This is a genomic window from Cupriavidus sp. Agwp_2, assembly GCF_040784895.1.
Classification (GTDB): Bacteria; Pseudomonadota; Gammaproteobacteria; order Burkholderiales; family Burkholderiaceae; genus Cupriavidus.
Genome location: NZ_CP088083.1, coordinates 1119158 through 1136213 on the forward strand (window position 1 = coordinate 1119158; position 17056 = coordinate 1136213).

Here is a 17056-nt window from a genome sequence, read left to right on the forward strand (position 1 = left end):
TCAGAGGCGGTTGTCTTCGGACGGGTATTCGTGCCAGTGCAGCTTCTTGCGCAGCGTGGCGTAGTAGTTGTAGCCCACCGGGTGCAGCAGGTTGATGCTCTTCTCCGAGCGCCGCACCACGATCCGGTCGCCGGGCAGCAGCGAGGTCAGCGACTGCATGTCGAAATTGACGCTGGCGTCGCGCGCGCTGGCGACTTCGATGGTGACCTCGGCGTCGTGCGGCAGCACGATCGGCCGGTTCGACAGCGCATGCGGGGCGATCGGCACCAGCACCACGCCAGACAGCGTCGGGTGCAGGATCGGGCCGCCGGCGGACAGCGCGTAGGCGGTCGATCCGGTCGCGGTCGACACGATCAGGCCGTCCGAACGCTGGTTGTACATGAAGTAGCCGTCTACGGACACCGCCAGTTCGACCATGCCGGAAATGCCCGAACGGTTCACCACCACGTCGTTCAGCGCCAGCGCGGAAAAAATGACGTTGTCGTCGCGTACCACGCGTGACTCGAGCAGCAGCCGGTTCTCGGCCTCGTAGCGGCCGTCGAGCATGTCGGGCAGCACAGTGTGCGCGTCTTCCAGCGCGATGTCGGTCATGAAACCGAGCCGCCCGTGGTTGACCCCGATCAGCGGCACGTCGTACCCGGCCAGCTGGCGGGCAATGCCCAGCAGCGTGCCGTCGCCGCCCAGCACCACCGCCACGTCCGCGTGCTTGCCGATTTCCTCGGCCGACAGGGCAGGGTAGGCGGTCAGCCCGGTGGCCAGCGCGGTCTCGCGCTCGAACACCACATCCTGGCCGTTGCGCAGGATATAAGAGGCAATCTCCTCCAGCGGTCCTTCGATGCCGGCAGTCGAGTAGCGGCCCACCAGGGCGACGGTGTTGAACGAAGTGCGCAAGGCGCTGGCTCTCGGGGGGGCGGACATGCCGGGATTAGACCATACCGCCGCTGCCCTTGCCAGCAGGCGCCGGAGCCGCAACCCAGGCGGGGCGCCAGAAGGTCTAAAACTTGCGTAAAATCGGGACATCATGGATGAACGTTCCAAAACGCTGCTCAAGACCCTGATCGAGCGCTACATCGCCGAAGGCCAGCCGGTCGGATCCCGCACCCTGTCGAAGTTCTCGGGGCTGGACCTGTCGCCGGCGACCATCCGCAATGTGATGTCCGACCTGGAGGAAATGGGCTTTATCGCCAGCCCGCATACGTCGGCCGGCCGCATCCCGACGCCGCGCGGGTACCGGCTGTTCGTCGATTCCATGCTGACGGCCAAGCCGCTGGAGCGCAACGCCGACCTGGCCGAACTGACCGGCCAGATCCAGGGCCAGCTCGGTGCCCAGCAACTGGGGCCGCAGCGCATGATCACGGCGGCGGCGCGCACGCTGTCCAACCTGTCGCACTTCGCCGGCGTGGTGATGACGCCGCGGCGCGCGCAGGCGTTCCGGCAGATCGAATTCATGCGCCTGTCCGACAAGCGCATCCTGCTGATCATCGTCAGTCCCGAGGGCGATGTGCAGAACCGGATCATCCAGACCGAGCTGTCATACACCCCGGCCCAGCTGATCGAGGCGGCCAACTACTTCAACTCGCACTACACCGGCATGAGTTTCGACGCCGTGCGCAGCCACCTGCGCGTCGAGCTGCGGGACCTGCGCCGCGACATGTCGCAGCTGATGCAGGCGGCGGTCGAGGCCGGCAGCGTGGCCGACGACGAGGAAGACGACCACGTCTATATCAGCGGCGAGCGCAAGCTGCTGGAAGTGGAAGACCTGTCTTCCAGCATGGACAAGCTGCGCCGGCTGTTCGACGTGTTCGAGCACAAGACCAGCCTGCTGCAGCTGCTCGATGTCTCCAGCCACGCGCAGGGCGTGCAAATCTTCATCGGCGGCGAAAGCCAGCTGGTGCCGCTGGAAGACATGGCGGTCATCACCGCGCCGTACGAGGTCGACGGGCAGATCGTCGGCACCCTCGGCGTGATCGGCCCGACACGCATGGCATACGAGCGCGTGATCCCGATCGTCGACATCACCGCGCGGCTGCTGTCCAGCGCGCTGAGCCAGAACCAGTGACGCGGCTGGCCGGTCTGACAAGCTGCCCCATTCCTACCGAGCGCCGACTTTGCCGGCGCGCCACCATGGCGCGTTCCCGGCCGTGCGCCAACCCGGAAGCGACATGACGTTTTCACCCGAACCGGTCTACCAGCACGGCCAGGCGCCGCGCACGGCGATCCTGCTGGTCAACCTGGGCACTCCCGACGCACCCACGCCCAAGGCGGTGGGGCGCTACCTGAAGGAATTCCTGTCCGACCCGCGCGTGGTCGAGATCCCGCGCGCCGCCTGGCTGCCGCTGCTGCATGGCGTGATCCTGCCGTTGCGGTCACGCGCGTCGGCGCTGAAGTACGAGTCGATCTGGCTGCGCGAGGCGCATATGACCGGCTCGCCGCTGCTGGTCTACAGCGAGCGCCAGGCGCACGCGCTGCAGCGGCTGCTGAACCAGAACGGCCATGAAGTCACGGTGGCGTGTGCCATGCGCTACGGCAACCCGTCGATCGCCTCGGTGATGGAGGCGCTACGCCGCCAGGGCTGCGAGCAGGTGCTGGTGCTGCCGATGTATCCGCAGTATTCGGGCACCACTACTGCCACCGCGTTCGACGAGGTCTTCCGCGTGCTGGGTCAATGGCGCAACCAGCCCGAGCTGCGGCTGGTCAAACATTTCCATGACCACCCGGCGTATATATCGGCGCTGCACCAGCAGATTGGGGCCTACTGGTCACGGCACGGCATGCCCGACTTTGCACATGGCGACAAGTTGATCCTGTCGTTCCACGGCGTGCCGCGGCGCACGCTCGAGCTGGGCGATCCGTATCACTGCGAGTGCGTGAAGACCGGCCGGCTGCTCGGCGATGCGCTGGGCTTGCAGCCGGGGCAGTACCAGGTGACGTTCCAGTCTCGCTTCGGCAAGGCGGAGTGGCTGCAGCCTTACACGGCGCCCACGCTGGCTGAGTTGGGCAAGGTCGGCGCCGGGCGGGTCGACGTGTTCTGCCCGGGCTTCCCGGCAGACTGCATCGAGACGCTGGAGGAAATTGCAATGGAAGGGCAGACCGCATTCAAGGTGGCCGGGGGCAAGGAGTTCCACTTTATCCCTTGCATGAACGACTCGGCGCCGTGGGTGGCCGCGATGGCGGAGATTGCCCTGCAGCACCTGCAGGGATGGCCGCTCAATACGCCGCACCCGCATGAACTGGAAGCGCGCCGCTCGCGCGCACAGACCCGGGGAGCCGCAGCATGAACGTGGATTATGAGGCGGATGCGCGCCAGCGCATCGACAAATGGCTGTGGTGCGCGCGCTTCTTCAAGACGCGTTCGCTCGCGGCAGAGGCGGTGGAGCGCGGCAAGGTGACCGTCAACGGCCAGCTGGTCAAGAACTCGCGCGAAGTGCGGCCCGGCGACAAGGTTGTGCTTGAAGCACACCAGCAGCGCTGGGAGCTCCAGGTGAAGGGCGTTGCCCCGGCGCGTGGGCCGGCACCGGTGGCGCAAACGCTGTATGAAGAAGGCGCGGACAGCCAGGCGCGCCGGCAGGCCGAGGCCGAGCGCCGCCGCCTGCAGCCGGAACCCGCCGCGCAGCTGCAGGGGCGGCCGACCAAGCGCGACCGCCGCCGCATCGATGATTTCCGGCACTGAGGCCGCCAGCAAGTTGACAAAAAGACACGCGGCGGCGCCGGCAGGGTGCCGGGGCCGCCGCGGTGTGCGTGCGCCGGGAAGTTGCGCGGATGCCTATTCCTGCGAGACTTCCTGGCTGACGATAGGAACGATGTAGTGCTTGAACACCGCCTTGCCGCTGCCATACTCGGTATCGCGCGGCGTGAAGGCGCCGGACAGGCAGATAAAGGCGGTCATGACCGCCAAGGCGGCCACGAGGCAGAGTGTCACGACTGGCAGCTTATGCATGGCCAACCTTTCCGAAGCGGTGCAAAAATGAACCATCTCCAGGGCCCCCGGCATTTTTGTCATTTTTCTTAATGAGAATCTTAGTGAGTGCAGTGCAGCGAGGCAATAAGGCGTCAATTGCATAACTCACGCCTTTGTAACCGCTTGTTTCCGCGTCTCGCCGGCGCCACTCTTGAAATCCGGCGCATCGCCACCAATTGCCCGCTAAACACGCCGATTGACCCATCGCGGCCGTGCCCACGGACGGCCGCGCCAATGCATTGATACGGATCGACATGGAAGAACTGAAGCAGACGCCATCCAACCCGACGCCCAACGACGAAGCCAGCGCTGCCGCCGCGCAGGAGAACGCCGCGCCGGAGGCTGCCGCCGTGGAGGACGTGGCGGCCCAGCTGGCCACCTTGGAAGCCAAGGCGCGTGAGCACTATGACCTGTACATGCGTGCGGTCGCCGAAGGCGAGAACATCCGCCGCCGGGCGCAGGACGATGTGGCCAAGGCCCACAAATTTGCCATCGAAAGCTTCGCCGATAACCTGCTGCCGGTGATGGACAGCCTGCAGGCCGCGCTCGCGGACGGTTCGGGCGACATCGCCAAGCTGCGCGAAGGCGTCGAACTGACCGCGCGCCAGCTGGCCGCCGCGTTCGAGCGCGGCAAGATCGTCGAGCTGAACCCGGTCGGCGAGAAGTTCGACCCGCACCGCCACCAGGCCATTTCGATGGTGCCGGCCGAGCAGGAAGCCAACACCGTCGTCACCGTGCTGCAGCGCGGCTACACCATTGCCGACCGCGTGCTGCGCCCGGCGCTGGTGACGGTGGCGGCACCGAAATAAGAGGGATCAGGAAAGCCAGGACCGCCTGGCGGTGGACGATGCGCCCGGTGCCTCTCAGGCCCGGGCGTTTTGCCTTGTTTTGTCTTTGCGGGAGCCAACCATGTCAAGCGAATCGCCGGCCGGCGGGCCGTCCGCGGACGAAGCCGCGGCACCCCATCTCGACCACCGCGCCTTCGAGGCCTTCGGCATGCGCCAGGTCGATGACGGCAGCATCGACGCCGCGATTGCGCAAGCCGGCGATGCGCTGGTGTGCGTGTTCTTCTGGGGCGTGGATTGCTTCAATTGCGAGATGGCCAAGAAGGCCATGCTCGCCAGTCCCGAACCGATCCGGGCGCTGGGCCTGCACTGGCTGCACGCCAACGTCTATGAACATCCCGCGCTGGGTAAACGCTTCGGCCTGCACGGCATCCCGGTCTTCATGTTCTTCCAGAACGGCAAGAAGCTGGGCCGGGCCACCGGCTGGCATGGTCACGGCCAGTTCGCGGCCGCCGTTGCCAATGCCCGGCTGAAGGCGGACGGCAGGCCGCTGGCGGGCTGAGTGGCCAGACCAAGCCAGGCCGCAGGCAGCATCAGAGATTCAGCGCGACAGCGCGTAGCCGATGCGGAACTGCCAGGGCAGTTTGTGGTTGTAGTCGAGCAGGCTTTCGCCATAGCCGACGAAATAACCCGCCATCAGGTAGCCCGCGGTACCCGGCAGCAGCCGCGCCAACGGGTAGGTGAGCTGCGCATCGACGCTGCCGTACCACTTGCGCGTGCCCTTGCGCAGCGTGGCGGAAAACTCCCACGAATCCGGACGCCCATACGCAATGCCCAGGTCCATATACCCGCGATAGTGGGCGATGTCAGGGTTATCGCCCTTTTCCACGTAGGCATAGAGCTTGGGCGCGACGCGCCAGTGCCAGTCGTTCTGGTCGCCGAAGTAGAACGTCGGCTTGACGAACACGGTGTTGATGCTGCGCGACTCGCCGCCGCTGCGGCCGTTGGACTCGTGCTCCACGCCGGCCGCCAGCGACAGCCGGCTGACGGCGCGGTTGCGCACGCCGGTATCCGACAGGTAGTAGAACAGGCTCGGACGGTAATTGGTGTCGCGAAACGGCTTGGACTGCTCTGACAGATCCCACAGCGAAAACTGGGTATAGCCGAGGTAGAGGTTGTCGAACAGGCTCTTCGATGCCGGATCCTCGCCCTCGAAGATCCGGTACTTGAAGCTGAACTGGAACTTTGCGTTGGCGCCGTCGTGGGCGCCGACGGTGAAGAACATCGGATCGTAGAACGACAGGCGCGCGCTGTCGCGCAGGTCTGCCGGTGCCGGGGCGATGGCGCTGGCGCTGGTCACCGGCGTGACGGGAACCGGCGCCGCCTCCGCGCCTTCGCCGGCAGGCGCCGGCGTCGCGGCCACCGCAGGCGGGGAGGCAGTGGCCGCGGTGGCGGCTTCGCCCGGCTGGGGCAGCCGGTTCAGTGTGACCAGCACCGGTGCGGCATCGATGCCGGTTGCATCCAGCCGCACCTGGCCGCGCAACTGGGGCGGCAGCGTCGCGGTGTAGCGGATGGCACGGTGCTCGCCGCGGCGCAGGCTGACCATGGCCGGCCCGGATACCTCGCGCCAGAGCACCAGCCGCACCGGCGCCTGCATTTCGCTTGAGGCCGTCACTTCCAGGGTGTCGGGGATCCGGTAGCGCCGCGTCGCGCCGTCGGCGCTCACCACCAGCGTCAGCACCAGCGGCTGGTTGCCATCGATGACGCGCGGCGGTTGCAGCAGCGCTACGCCGGCGTGGGCGGCCAGAGGCCAGGCCAGCGCCAGGGAGACGGACAGGGATAGGCACAGAGGGGCGACGACGCGGCTGGCGGACGCCAGGCCGCGCCGGCGGGGCAGGGTCACTCGGGACATAAATCTGATACCGCGGGGCGCCGATGTGCGGCGCGCGCGGTCTAGGAAATTTCGGAACCCGCAGAGCCTACCACGCGGTAGAAAGCGGGTTGTGACGAAATGTACGCAGCGGGATTTGCGTGGCGGGCTCAGCGCATTGCACGCCGGCGCACGCTGTCGACGTATTGGTCGCCATTTGGCGGCAGGCCGCTGCGCTGTGCCTGCCACAGCATCTCGCCCAGGCATTCCATCACCTGGTGCTGGGCCTCGTGCGGCGAATCGAGCCGGCGCGCGAGCGCCTCATAGGCCTCCCGGATTCCGCGCGGCTGGTCGACCGAAACCTGTTCCGAAATCGACAGGTGCATCGCCAGGTGCAGGAACGGGTTGGTCTGGCCTTGCTCCGGGGTGTAGTCCTGCGTCAGCGCGCCTTCGGTGTCGCGCAGCAGTTCGTGGTACTCGGGATGCTCGCCGATCCAGTCGACGGCAATGACTTCAAGCGGCGTCAGCACGCTGCCCGCAATCTGCTTCTGCCAGGCTTCGCAGAAGAAACGGCGGACTTCTTCTCGTGAGGGATTAAACATGGTGGCGCCATTGTAAGCGAGGGCCGCGGCGAGCGCTGGCGGCCCGGCGGCGCCAAGTAGAATGCGGGATCGCCGACTTCCCGCCATCTTCATGACCGCCTCCGCCTCCACGACCGCCCAGGAACAGGCCCGCGCCAAGCTTGTCGGGGTGCTGCTGATCGCGGTGTCGGCCAGCGCCTTCGGCGCGATGGCGATCTTTGCGCGTTTTGCCTACGCCGCCGGTGCCGACGTCTACGGCCTGCTGTTGGTGCGCTTCGTGCTGGCGGCCGTGGCACTGGCCTGGGTGATGCGCACGCGCGGCATCGGCCTGCCGCCGTGGCGGCGCGTGCTGGCGCTGGCGGCGATGGGCGGCATCGGCTACGTGGGCCAGTCGTTCTGCTTTTTCAGCGCGCTGAACCACGCGCAAGCCAGCCTGGTGGCGCTGCTGCTGTACCTGTATCCGTTGTTCGTGACGATCCTGGCCGCGGTGTTCCTGAAGGAGAGGCTGACCACGGCGGCCGTGATCGCGCTGGTGCTGTGCTCGGTGGGAGCTGGCCTGACCGTCGGCGGGGGCGAGGGTTCGCCGCTGGGCATCGCGTTGGGGCTGGCGGCGGCGGTGATCTATTCGGTCTACATCATCGTCGGCGCGCGCGTGACGGCCGGCGTCAACCCGATCGCCACGACCACGGTGATCTGCACCGCGGCCGCGCTGGTCTACGGCGTGGTCGGGTTGTTGCGCCTCGGCGCGGGCGTGCCGCCGCAGTTCCCGGCCAGCGCCGGCGGCTGGCTGGCACTGGCGGCGATCGCGCTGCTGTCGACGGTGCTGGCGATCCTGACCTTCTTCGCCGGGCTGCAACGGCTCGGCGCGGCGCAGGCTTCGATGTTGTCGACGCTCGAACCGGTGGTCACGGTGCTGCTGGCGGCGTTGTTGCTGGGCGAGCATATCGGCGGCACGCAGGCGGTGGGCGGCGGGCTGATCCTGGCAGGCGTGCTGTGGCTGACGCGGCGCAGCAGCGCGCCGGCGCCGGCCCGCGGGGATATGCAAGAGAATTGAACGGGTTGGTCAAAGTCACTGGCGCGGCACATCCCGGGGCTTGGGTAAAATCGCCGCTTCTTACACATCACGGATAGGAAGAGCCGCATGTCCCAGATCGACCAAGCCGCGCTGGCGCAACTGTTCACCGAGGCCCGCACCCACAACGTGTGGCAGGACCGCCATGTGGACGACGCCGTCCTGCACCAGATCTATGACGCGATGAAGTTTGGCCCGACCGCCGCCAACAGCGGCCCGGCCCGCATCGTCTTCGTCAAGAGCGCCGCCGAGAAGGCGCGTCTGGTGGAGTGCGTGTCGGCCGGCAACGTCGAGAAGACCCGCTCCGCGCCGGTCACCGCGATCATCGCCTTCGACAAGGCCTTCCACGACCAGTTGCCGCGCCTGTTCCCGCACGCCGACGCGCGTGCCTGGTATGCCGGCAACGAGCAGAAAATCGCCCGCGACGCCCTGATGAACAGCTCGCTGCAAGGCGGCTACTTCATCCTGGCCGCACGTGCGCTGGGCCTGGATTGCGGCCCGATGGCCGGTTTCGACGCCGACAAGGTCAACGCGGCCTTCTTCCCCGATGGCAAATGGTCGGTCAACTTCCTGGTCAACCTGGGCTACGGCGTTGCCGAGAAGCTGCATCCGCGCCTGCCGCGCCTGTCGTTCGACGAAGCCTGCCGCATCGTCTGAAGACGCCCCGCGCGGGTGGCGCCGCGAATTAAAAAAGCGACTCCTGGGGTCGCTTTTTTCATGGCGCGCGGCAACGTCAGGCAGTCCATTCCTGCGCGGGGCGGCAGGCGAGGTAACGGCCGGGTTCGGCAATGCCGAGCCGGGCGCGCGCCGCGTCGAGCGGTTCGTGCAACAGCTTTTCGTAGTCCTCGCCCAGCAGCCACCCGGCGCGGTGGCCCAGCCGGTAGCCTTCCAGCACCGCGCGTGCAAAGGCCCGGCTGCCGGTCACGCGCAGGCTCTTCAGCGATGCCGCGATGGCGATGAATGCCCATCCCTTGCCGCCGGTCTGCGCGTAGCTGAACGCCACCAGCGCGGCTTCGCCCAGGCTTTCGTCGGCACGGTAGCCGGTGAGCACATGCCAGATGTCATGGATGTCGCGGGTACGCCGGCCGAACCACAGGTAGGCGTCCTCAATCACCGGCTCCTGGTCGAGGTTCGACACCTTGGCCAGGCCGTCCGCGCTGTAGCCGGTCTTTTCCAGGAACGTGCGATAGGCCGCGCCGACCGTGCCCGGGGCGAAGCTGGCGACATAGGCGGGATCGGACAGGCGCTCGGCCAGTTCGATGCGCTGGTAGACCATGCGCCGGCCATCGTGCGTGCCCAGCAGGCGGCTGAAGTTGCGCGGCATCGACGGGCCGTTCAGCGCGCGCATGATGCGGAATACCTGCTCGGTGTCGTTGCCGTTCGCCAGCAGCTTGCGCACGGCCCGGAACGCGGCGAAGACGTCCTGCTTGTAGGGATTGGAAGAGGGATTGGAAGCGGGATTGGAAGCGGCTGGGGTAGTCATGGCAGTGACTCCGTGAATCAGGCGAACTGGGCCGGGCCGGGGGCCGGCGCATGCAGTGGCGCGGCGGCGTCGCGGACAAAGTCGACACAGGTGTCGATGGCGGTCACCGGCAGCATATGGCCGCCACTGACCAGCGTCAGTGTCGCGCCCGGCACCCTGGCCACCAGCGCTTCGCCATGCTCGGCATAGTCGAGGATGCGGTCATCGCTGCCGTACAGCACGCTCACCGGCACACGCAGCGAGCCATAGTGCTGCAGCAGCGCCGGCAGGCTTTGCGCGGCACCGATCAGGTCTTCCGACGCGGCCAGGAAGTGGTCTGGCCGTAGCGCCAGCAGGCCGCCACCCCGGATCGGGAAGTCGAGCGGGAACGGGTCGGGACCGAACACGATATCCATGACTGCCTCGCGCCGCCGAACCGACATCGGCACCACCAGCGTCCACGCCAGCAGCCGGCGCAATGCGCGCGGCACGGTCATCGCCTGGAATACCGGCGAGATCGCCTTGGGCGGGTGCGTCAGCGGCGCGATCAGTGCCAGCCCGCCGATGCGCTCGGGGTGGTAGGCGGCCAGCGCGAGCGCGATCGCGCCACCCAGCGAGTGCCCGACCACCAGCGGCTTTTCCAGGCCCAGCTGGCCGCACAGCGCGGCGAGGGCGGCGGCCTGTGCCGGCAAATCCGCCGCGGTGCCCGCCACGCGCGTCGAGTGGCCCGCGCCGGGGCGGTCGACGGCGATCACGCGGAAATGCCGGGCGAGCGGATCGATCATGCCGTAGCCGAAATTCTCCAGCTGGCCCGAGAGTCCATGCACCAGCAGCACGGCGGGACCCTGGCCGCGCTCGACCACATGCAGCCGTGCGCCGGGCACGTCGACAAAGCGGCCGCGTGGCGGCATCGCGGCCTCGATGCGCCGGACGGTGCGCAACGTGTACAGCCAAAGCGCCGCACCCGGCAGCACGAGCAGCGCGATCAGCACGCCAGCGACGGTCAGCGCGATGGTCACGATTGCACCTCGCTGGCGGCGACGGCCGGCACGGCATTGGTTTCTGTGGCGCCCTGGCTGTCCCGGTGGGGCCGGCTAGCCTGGGTCAAGCGAGGCGGGACATCGAACTGCAGCACGCCGTCGGCGATGCGCCCGTGCCGGATCGTCAGCATGTCTTTCAGGTAGTTCTGGTAGACGCGCCATGGCTTGCGGTCCCCCTGCCGTGGCAGCACGGTGGCGGCGCGTTGCACATAGCCCGAGGTGAAGTCCAGGAACGGCGTGGGCTGCATGCCGGCGTGCGCGCTCGGCATCGCCATGCGGCGGCCATGGCGGTCCATATGGCGCAGCAGGCGGCAGACGTATTCGGCGGTGAGGTCTGCCTTGAGCGTCCACGAGGCGTTGGTGTAGCCGAAGGCGAGCACGAGGTTGGGTACGTCGCTCAGCATCATTCCCTTGTACGCGAAGGACTCGGCGGGGCGGCGCGGCTCACCGTCGACGCTGACCGCGATATCGCCCAGCATGTTCAGCTTCAACCCGGTCGCCACGACCACGATATCCGTGGGGAGCGTCTTGCCGCCGGCCAGCACGACCCCGTCTTCGGTGAATCGTTCGATGGTGCCGGTCTCCACCGTGGCGAGCCCATTGCGGATCGCGCCGAACAGGTCGCCATCGGGCACCAGGCACAGGCGCTGGTCCCACGGGTTGTAGCGGGGTGTGAAATGGGTAGCGACGTCGAAGTCCGGTGCCAGCTGCGCCGCCGCCATGCCGATCAGCTTTGCCCTGGTGCGCTCCGGCCGCCGCCGCGCCAGCTGGAAGAACAGCATGCCGAGCAGCACGTTCTTCCAGCGCGTGGCGCCGTAGGCCAGCCGCTCGGGCAGCAGCCGGCGCAGCTTGTGGGCGATCGCGTCCTCGGCGGGGCGCGTCACGATGTAGGTGGGCGAGCGTTGCAGCATGGTCACGTGCGCCGCGCGCTTTGCCATCTCCGGCACCAGCGTGACCGCGGTGGCGCCGCTGCCGATCACCACCACGCGCTTGCCGCCGTAGTCGAGCGATTCGTCCCAGAACTGCGGATGCACGATGCGCCCGCGGAAGCGATCCTCGCCGGCAAAAGCCGGACGGTGGCCTTCGGCATAGCTGTAATAGCCGGCGCAGACATAGAGCAAACGGGCGCGCAGTTGCACACGGGTGTGATCCGCCGTGCGCTCGGCCTCGACCGTCCAGCAGGCCGCCGCGCTGTCCCATGCGGCGCTGACGACCTTGTGGCCGAAGCGGATATGCGGCGTGATGCCGGCTTCCGCGGCGGTCTCGCGGATATAGGCGCGGATCGACGGCCCGTCGGCGATGGCCTTGGCGCCACGCCAGGGCTTGAAGCGGTAGCCCAGCGTGTACATGTCCGAGTCGGAGCGGATACCGGGGTAGCGGAACAGGTCCCAGGTGCCGCCGATGGCGTCCCGTGCCTCCAGGATGGCATAGCGCTTGCCGGGGCAGCGCATCTGCAGGTGGCGCGCGGCGCCGATGCCGGACAGGCCGGCGCCTACGATCAGGACATCCAGGACGGCATCATCGGGACGGGCGGCGGTCATGTCAGGCATCCGGGGCGAATGGAGCTTCTGACAACATAGGTTGTCAGAAGCGATATGACAAGGCATCTGACAATAGGGAATGTCATAATGGCACGCATGACCACCGAGCTCGTCCCTGCACGCCGCTATCGCGGCGCCGAAGCCGAAGAACGGCGCGCGCAGCGCCGGGGCCAGCTGATTGCCGCGGCGGTGCAGGTCTATGGCGAACGTGGCTACCAGAACGCCACGGTCAAGGCCGTGTGCGAGGCCGCCGGCCTGACCGAGCGCTATTTCTACGAGTCATTCGCCAACAGCGAGGCGCTGCTGCTGGCGTCGTTCCAGGCTGTCACCCACCGCTTGCTGCAGACACTGGCCCGCGCCGGGGAGGCCGCAGCCGGCGGCGGCCCCAACCGGGCGCTGGCGATGCTGCGCGCCTATTTCGGGGCGCTGCAGTGCGAACCGCGTTCGGCGCGCGTGTTTTTGGTAGAGATCCGCGGCGTCAGCAAGCTGGTCGACGGCGCGCTGGCGGATTCTCTGAGCGAATTTGGCGGCCTGCTGGCGCAAGCGCTGCTGCCGCCGGGCCGGCGGCTCGATCCCTTGCTGACCGCGGGCGTGGCGGGCGGAGTGATCCACGTCGCGCTGCGCTGGATCGGACAGGGCTATACGCCCGACGTTGAGGTGGTGGCACGTACGGCGCTGCAACTGGCCATGGTGCTGGCGCGCGAGCCGGACTGAAGCCGGCCGGCGGCGCTTACAGTTGCGGCGCTTCGGTCTTTTCCCGGAACTCGCATAGCGGCTCGATCACGCAGTGCCAGCATTCCGGCTTGCGCGCCTTGCACACGTACCGGCCGTGCAGGATCAGCCAGTGGTGCGCATCGTGCAGGAATTCATGCGGCACGCACTTGAGCAGCTTCTGCTCGACCACCTGCACGTTCTTGCCGGGCGCCAGCCCGGTGCGGTTCGAGACCCGGAAGATATGCGTATCCACCGCGATGGTGGGCTCGCCGAAGGCCGTGTTGAGGACCACGTTGGCGGTCTTGCGGCCCACGCCCGGCAGCGCTTCCAGCGCTTCGCGGTCGGGCGGCACCTTGCCGCCGTGCCGCTCGACCAGGATGCGGCAGGTCTCGATGACATGCTTCGCCTTGGTCTTGTACAGGCCGATGGTCTTGATGTATTCGCTCAGCCCGGCCTCGCCGAGGTCGAGCATCTGCTGGGGCGTGTGCGCGATCGGGAACAGCCGGCGCGTGGCCTTGTTGACGCCGACGTCGGTGGCCTGCGCCGACAGCAGCACGGCAATCAGCAGCTCGAACGGCGAGCTGTATTCCAGTTCAGTGGTCGGGGCCGGGTTGACTTCGCGCAGCGTCTCGAAAATGGCACGGCACTTGGCGGCGTTCATTGCTGTGGTTCTGGGTCGGGTTTGGCGTCCGGGCCGGCAGCCGGCCCCGTCAGGCCGGCGCGCGCACGGCGCGCTTCGGCGGCATCGATCTGGGCCTGCACCGCAGGCGACACATTCTCCGTATTGCGCGGCTGCGCGGCCTGCTGCTTCTGGCGGGCGCGCTCGATCGCAGCCTGGATGATGGCGCGCTTGCGTTCCTGCGCGGCGCGCTCGGTGTCGTCTTGCGGCGCTTCGGCCTGAACCGCGGCCAGCTTGGCCGCGGCCTTGGCGGCCAGGCGCGCGTCGTTTTCCTCGCGCTCGCGCACCAGCCGGGCCTGGCGCTCCAGGTAGCGCGCGTGGGCCGCGTCGGCCTGGTCCTGTGACCACGCGTCCCAGCCAGTGCGCTCGCCGGTGACCGGGATCATGGCGATGCAGTCGACGGGGCAGGGCGCCACGCACAGGTCGCAGCCGGTGCACAGCTCGGGAATCACCGTATGCATCTGCTTGGCGGCGCCGGCAATGGCGTCAACCGGGCATGCCTGGATGCAAAGGGTGCATCCGATGCACAGGCTCTCGTCGATCAGCGCGACCGCGCGCGGTTGCTCGGTGCCGCGTTCGGGATCGAGCGGCATGGGTTCGACGCCGAGCAACCCGGCCAGCCGGCGTATCCCATCCGCGCCACCCGGCGGGCAGCGGTTGCAGGCCGCTTCGCCGGCGGCCATGGCCTCGGCATAGGGGCGGCAGCCGTTGAATCCGCATTTGGTGCACTGGGTCTGGGGCAGCAGGGCCTCGATGCGATCGGCAAGGGTCTTGACGGCGGGATTCACGACGACGGGCTGGAAATCAGGAGACAAACCGGATCTGGACGGGACAAGACTGGACATTTATGGGCGCGATGGGCGCATATGGCGCTGTGCGTTGTTGCCGACATAACTGCGGCCCGGCAGACACCCGGCGCGCAAGCGTCGGCGCACAATGGTCCGGCGAAACCGTCGCCGGCGGGCCTCATCGGCCCGGTCGGGCTTCTTCGAGCCCTCGCGCCGCAAGGATTATCCCCGATTTCGCCGATGGACAGAAACGGCGATGATGCGCGTCGCGCAGCCGGACTGCCGCATTCCGGCGTGTGCCATAATCCGCGCAACGATCGACCTGCCATCCATGTCAACAGAGACCAAGACCAAACGCGACCCCGAAGGGACGCGCCGACGCATCCTCGCCGCGGCCACCGAGGAATTCGCCAAGGGTGGTCTGGCCGGCGCCCGCGTCGACCAGATTGCCCGGCGCGCGGAAACCAACGAGCGCATGCTGTATTACTACTACGGCAGCAAGGAAGGGCTGTTCCTGGCGGTGCTGGAAAAACAGTACGCCGAATTCCGCGCCGCCGAAGAGAAGCTACACCTGGTCGACGAAGACCCGATCGCCGGCGTGCGCGCGCTGGCCCGTTTTGTCTGGGACTGGTACTACGAGCACCCCGAGTTCATCCGCCTGATCAACAGCGAGAACCTGCACGAAGCCCGCCACCTGAAGAAATCGGCGCAACTGCAGCAGCTGATCAACCCGGTCGTGGACGTGCTGGCCGACGTGATCCACCGCGGCCAGCAGCAGGGCGTGTTCCGCGACCACATCGACGTGCCGCAGTTCTACCTGACGATCTCGGCGCTGGGCTACTACGTGCTGTCCAACCGCTACACCATCAGTGCCGTGACCGGGCGCGACGTGGCGTCGCAGCACGAGCACGAGCGCTTTGCCGAGCTGCATACCGAGATGCTGCTCTGCTACCTGAAGCGCTGAGGCTGTCCCGAGAGCGCGCATAAGAAGAAACGCCCGCGATTGCGGGCGTTGTCTTGTCTGCGGCAGCGTTACTTCGCCACGGGCTGGTGGTACTTGCGGATGAAATCGCGCAGGTCCGGATAGATGTCCTCGCGCCAGCGGCGGCCCGAGAAAATCCCGTAGTGGCCGCAACGCGGCGCGGTGATGTGCTGCTTGCGGTTTTTCGGGATGCCGCTGCACAGGTCGTGCGCGGCGGCGGTCTGGCCCGCGCCAGAGATATCGTCCAGTTCGCCCTCTACCGTCATCAGCGCGGTGGCCTTGATATCCTGCGGGCGCACCGGCTTGCCATCGATGGACCACGTGCCGTTGGCCAGGCGGAATTCCTGGAACACTTCGCGGATGGTGTCGAGGTAATACTCGGCGGCCATGTCCAGCACCGCGTTGTATTCGTCGTAGAAGCGCACATGCGCCTCGGCGTCGTCGGCGTCGCCCTCGACCAGGCTCAGGTAATAGTCATAGTGCGAGGACAGGTGCCGGTCCGGGTTCATCGCCACGAAGCCGGCATGCTGCAGGAAGCCCGGGTACACGCGGCGCCCATGGCCGGCGTAGTTGGCCGGCACGGTGTAGATCACGTTGTTCTCGAACCACTCGAACGACTTGTTCGTGGCCAGCGAGTTGACGGCGGTCGGGCTCTTGCGGGCATCGATCGGGCCGCCCATCATGGTCATGGTGCGTGGCGTGGTCTCGCCGGCGGAAGCCAGCAGCGAGATCGCGGCCAGCACCGGCACGGTCGGCTGGCACACCGAAACCACATGCAGGTTCTCGGCGCCGATATGGCGGATGAACTCCTGGATGTAGTAGATGTAGTCCGAAAGGTGGAAGGCGCCGTCTTCAATCGGCACCATGCGCGCGTCGATCCAGTCGGTCACGTAGACCTTGTGGTCCTGCAGCAGCGTGCGCACGGTGTCGCGCAGCAGCGTGGCATGGTGGCCCGACAGCGGCGCACACACCAGCACCACCGGCTCGTCCTTCAGCAGCTTGATGGTTTCCGGATCGTCGGCATAGCGCTTGAAGCGCAGCAGCTTGCAGAACGGCTTTTCCAGCACGGACTGCTCGACGATGGGGATGTCGCGCCCGTTGGAGCGCACCGACCTGATGTCGAACGCGGGTTTTTCGTATTCCTTGCCGAGCCGGTACAGCAGCTCGTAGCCCGCGGCCAGGCGAGGGGCGCCTGGCACCAGAGACATCGGGCTGAGTGGATTGGTGAAAGTCTTGGCGGTCGCCTGGGCCCACGCGGTGAGCGGGTGCAGGATCGAGCGCTGGAACTCGTGCAATTGGTAGAGCATGCCGTTTCTGCCTGGTCTTACTTTTGGTCACGTACCACCAAGTACTAATGTACTGACAATACACCTAGGATCGCGTCGCGGATTATGCCCGTTCTCGAACGACCGTGCTAACGATCTTGCTTTGCAGCATATACCTTAAGGTACATCCCTATGCGCGGAACACAATAAGGCATTGGCCTGATTTTTGGATGACACGTCCTACAAAACTGAAAACAAATGCAAAAAGCGGCCGGGGCCGCTTTTTTTGTGACGCTTTGTGACGTTGACGCCAGTTGCC

Annotated in this window: 19 protein-coding genes; 9 read left to right on the forward strand and 10 right to left on the reverse strand. The window is 67.0% G+C overall.

Going from position 1 to position 17056, the window contains the following annotated elements; all coding sequences use genetic code 11:
* Positions 1 to 918 carry an NAD kinase gene (locus tag LPA45_RS05190; protein ID WP_116317596.1) on the reverse strand — a complete coding sequence of 306 codons (918 nt, stop codon included), beginning with the start codon at positions 916 to 918 and terminating at the stop codon, positions 1 to 3.
* A gap of 103 nt (positions 919 to 1021) precedes the next feature.
* Between LPA45_RS05190 and hrcA the strand changes: the two genes are divergently transcribed.
* The 3 genes from hrcA to LPA45_RS05205 all read left to right on the forward strand — a co-directional run bounded on the left by hrcA (position 1022) and on the right by LPA45_RS05205 (position 3670).
* Positions 1022 to 2059, forward strand: coding sequence for a heat-inducible transcriptional repressor HrcA (gene hrcA, locus LPA45_RS05195; protein WP_116317597.1), 1038 nt, complete (start codon positions 1022 to 1024; stop codon positions 2057 to 2059).
* Positions 2060 to 2162: 103 nt separating this feature from the next.
* The gene (gene hemH / locus LPA45_RS05200) at positions 2163 to 3278 is read left to right on the forward strand and encodes a ferrochelatase (protein WP_116317598.1); all 1116 of its coding nucleotides are present in this window, start codon (positions 2163 to 2165) and stop codon (positions 3276 to 3278) included.
* Complete coding sequence (locus LPA45_RS05205) at positions 3275 to 3670, forward strand: RNA-binding S4 domain-containing protein (protein ID WP_116317599.1); 396 nt, start codon at positions 3275 to 3277, stop codon at positions 3668 to 3670. The genes hemH and LPA45_RS05205 overlap by 4 nt, the downstream gene beginning before the upstream one ends.
* A 93-nt stretch (positions 3671 to 3763) precedes the next feature.
* Here LPA45_RS05205 and LPA45_RS05210 read toward each other — a convergent pair whose 3' ends face one another.
* Positions 3764 to 3937, reverse strand: a complete 174-nt coding sequence (locus LPA45_RS05210) for a hypothetical protein (RefSeq protein WP_199414505.1) — start codon at positions 3935 to 3937, stop codon at positions 3764 to 3766.
* Between the two features lie 275 nt (positions 3938 to 4212).
* Between LPA45_RS05210 and grpE the strand changes: the two genes are divergently transcribed.
* Positions 4213 to 4767, forward strand: a complete 555-nt coding sequence (gene grpE, locus LPA45_RS05215; protein WP_116317600.1) for a nucleotide exchange factor GrpE — start codon at positions 4213 to 4215, stop codon at positions 4765 to 4767.
* 100 nt (positions 4768 to 4867) lie between these two features.
* Positions 4868 to 5305: a thioredoxin family protein gene (locus LPA45_RS05220; protein ID WP_367394970.1), complete on the forward strand. Its 438-nt coding sequence runs from the start codon at positions 4868 to 4870 to the stop codon at positions 5303 to 5305.
* A 39-nt stretch (positions 5306 to 5344) separates the two neighbouring features.
* Here the strand turns inward: LPA45_RS05220 and LPA45_RS05225 are convergent, their stop codons facing one another.
* Together LPA45_RS05225 and LPA45_RS05230 are read right to left on the reverse strand one after the other, a co-directional pair.
* Positions 5345 to 6655: a phospholipase A gene (locus LPA45_RS05225; RefSeq protein ID WP_367394971.1), complete on the reverse strand. Its 1311-nt coding sequence runs from the start codon at positions 6653 to 6655 to the stop codon at positions 5345 to 5347.
* A 128-nt stretch (positions 6656 to 6783) separates the two neighbouring features.
* Complete coding sequence (locus tag LPA45_RS05230) at positions 6784 to 7215, reverse strand: DUF1841 family protein (RefSeq protein ID WP_367394972.1); 432 nt, start codon at positions 7213 to 7215, stop codon at positions 6784 to 6786.
* 91 nt (positions 7216 to 7306) lie between these two features.
* Between LPA45_RS05230 and LPA45_RS05235 the strand changes: the two genes are divergently transcribed.
* Together LPA45_RS05235 and LPA45_RS05240 are read left to right on the forward strand one after the other, a co-directional pair.
* Complete coding sequence (locus tag LPA45_RS05235) at positions 7307 to 8248, forward strand: DMT family transporter (protein ID WP_367394973.1); 942 nt, start codon at positions 7307 to 7309, stop codon at positions 8246 to 8248.
* An 87-nt stretch (positions 8249 to 8335) separates the two neighbouring features.
* Positions 8336 to 8923, forward strand: coding sequence for a malonic semialdehyde reductase (locus LPA45_RS05240; RefSeq protein WP_116317604.1), 588 nt, complete (start codon positions 8336 to 8338; stop codon positions 8921 to 8923).
* Between the two features lie 76 nt (positions 8924 to 8999).
* Here LPA45_RS05240 and LPA45_RS05245 read toward each other — a convergent pair whose 3' ends face one another.
* From LPA45_RS05245 to LPA45_RS05255, 3 genes are read right to left on the reverse strand one after another with little or no spacing between them, the layout of a single operon-like run.
* A complete protein-coding gene (locus LPA45_RS05245; protein ID WP_317921972.1) occupies positions 9000 to 9749 on the reverse strand; it encodes a Coq4 family protein in 750 nt (249 codons plus the stop codon).
* 17 nt (positions 9750 to 9766) lie between these two features.
* Positions 9767 to 10747, reverse strand: a complete 981-nt coding sequence (locus LPA45_RS05250; protein WP_317921974.1) for an alpha/beta fold hydrolase — start codon at positions 10745 to 10747, stop codon at positions 9767 to 9769.
* Complete coding sequence (locus LPA45_RS05255) at positions 10744 to 12309, reverse strand: NAD(P)/FAD-dependent oxidoreductase (RefSeq protein ID WP_317921975.1); 1566 nt, start codon at positions 12307 to 12309, stop codon at positions 10744 to 10746. Before LPA45_RS05255 ends, LPA45_RS05250 begins: the two co-directional genes overlap by 4 nt.
* Positions 12310 to 12396: 87 nt before the next feature.
* On the opposite strand from LPA45_RS05255, the gene LPA45_RS05260 reads away from it, so the two are divergent.
* Positions 12397 to 13023, forward strand: a complete 627-nt coding sequence (locus tag LPA45_RS05260; protein ID WP_317921976.1) for a TetR/AcrR family transcriptional regulator — start codon at positions 12397 to 12399, stop codon at positions 13021 to 13023.
* Positions 13024 to 13039: 16 nt separating this feature from the next.
* Here the strand turns inward: LPA45_RS05260 and nth are convergent, their stop codons facing one another.
* Together nth and rsxB are read right to left on the reverse strand one after the other, a co-directional pair.
* A complete protein-coding gene (gene nth, locus LPA45_RS05265) occupies positions 13040 to 13684 on the reverse strand; it encodes an endonuclease III (RefSeq protein WP_116317609.1) in 645 nt (214 codons plus the stop codon).
* Positions 13681 to 14490 (reverse strand): electron transport complex subunit RsxB, encoded by an 810-nt coding sequence (gene rsxB / locus LPA45_RS05270; protein WP_317921977.1) that lies wholly within the window; start codon positions 14488 to 14490, stop codon positions 13681 to 13683. The genes nth and rsxB overlap by 4 nt, the downstream gene beginning before the upstream one ends.
* 331 nt (positions 14491 to 14821) lie before the next feature.
* On the opposite strand from rsxB, the gene LPA45_RS05275 reads away from it, so the two are divergent.
* On the forward strand, positions 14822 to 15454 hold the full coding sequence (locus LPA45_RS05275; RefSeq protein WP_116317866.1) for a TetR family transcriptional regulator: 633 nt from the start codon (positions 14822 to 14824) through the stop codon (positions 15452 to 15454).
* Positions 15455 to 15522: 68 nt separating this feature from the next.
* On the opposite strand, the gene LPA45_RS05280 is transcribed toward LPA45_RS05275, so the two are convergent.
* A complete protein-coding gene (locus LPA45_RS05280) occupies positions 15523 to 16779 on the reverse strand; it encodes a polyhydroxyalkanoate depolymerase (RefSeq protein ID WP_317921978.1) in 1257 nt (418 codons plus the stop codon).
* Between the last annotated feature and the right edge of the window lie 277 nt (positions 16780 to 17056).

Coding starts and splice junctions, on each gene's coding strand:
- LPA45_RS05190 (WP_116317596.1), bottom strand. CDS start 918: ATGTCCGCCCCCCCGAGAGCCAGCGCCTTGCGCACTTCGTTCAACACC.
- hrcA (WP_116317597.1), top strand. CDS start 1,022: ATGGATGAACGTTCCAAAACGCTGCTCAAGACCCTGATCGAGCGCTAC.
- hemH (WP_116317598.1), top strand. CDS start 2,163: ATGACGTTTTCACCCGAACCGGTCTACCAGCACGGCCAGGCGCCGCGC.
- LPA45_RS05205 (WP_116317599.1), top strand. CDS start 3,275: ATGAACGTGGATTATGAGGCGGATGCGCGCCAGCGCATCGACAAATGG.
- LPA45_RS05210 (WP_199414505.1), bottom strand. CDS start 3,937: ATGCATAAGCTGCCAGTCGTGACACTCTGCCTCGTGGCCGCCTTGGCG.
- grpE (WP_116317600.1), top strand. CDS start 4,213: ATGGAAGAACTGAAGCAGACGCCATCCAACCCGACGCCCAACGACGAA.
- LPA45_RS05220 (WP_367394970.1), top strand. CDS start 4,868: ATGTCAAGCGAATCGCCGGCCGGCGGGCCGTCCGCGGACGAAGCCGCG.
- LPA45_RS05225 (WP_367394971.1), bottom strand. CDS start 6,655: ATGTCCCGAGTGACCCTGCCCCGCCGGCGCGGCCTGGCGTCCGCCAGC.
- LPA45_RS05230 (WP_367394972.1), bottom strand. CDS start 7,215: ATGTTTAATCCCTCACGAGAAGAAGTCCGCCGTTTCTTCTGCGAAGCC.
- LPA45_RS05235 (WP_367394973.1), top strand. CDS start 7,307: ATGACCGCCTCCGCCTCCACGACCGCCCAGGAACAGGCCCGCGCCAAG.
- LPA45_RS05240 (WP_116317604.1), top strand. CDS start 8,336: ATGTCCCAGATCGACCAAGCCGCGCTGGCGCAACTGTTCACCGAGGCC.
- LPA45_RS05245 (WP_317921972.1), bottom strand. CDS start 9,749: ATGACTACCCCAGCCGCTTCCAATCCCGCTTCCAATCCCTCTTCCAAT.
- LPA45_RS05255 (WP_317921975.1), bottom strand. CDS start 12,309: ATGACCGCCGCCCGTCCCGATGATGCCGTCCTGGATGTCCTGATCGTA.
- LPA45_RS05260 (WP_317921976.1), top strand. CDS start 12,397: ATGGCACGCATGACCACCGAGCTCGTCCCTGCACGCCGCTATCGCGGC.
- nth (WP_116317609.1), bottom strand. CDS start 13,684: ATGAACGCCGCCAAGTGCCGTGCCATTTTCGAGACGCTGCGCGAAGTC.
- LPA45_RS05275 (WP_116317866.1), top strand. CDS start 14,822: ATGTCAACAGAGACCAAGACCAAACGCGACCCCGAAGGGACGCGCCGA.
- LPA45_RS05280 (WP_317921978.1), bottom strand. CDS start 16,779: ATGCTCTACCAATTGCACGAGTTCCAGCGCTCGATCCTGCACCCGCTC.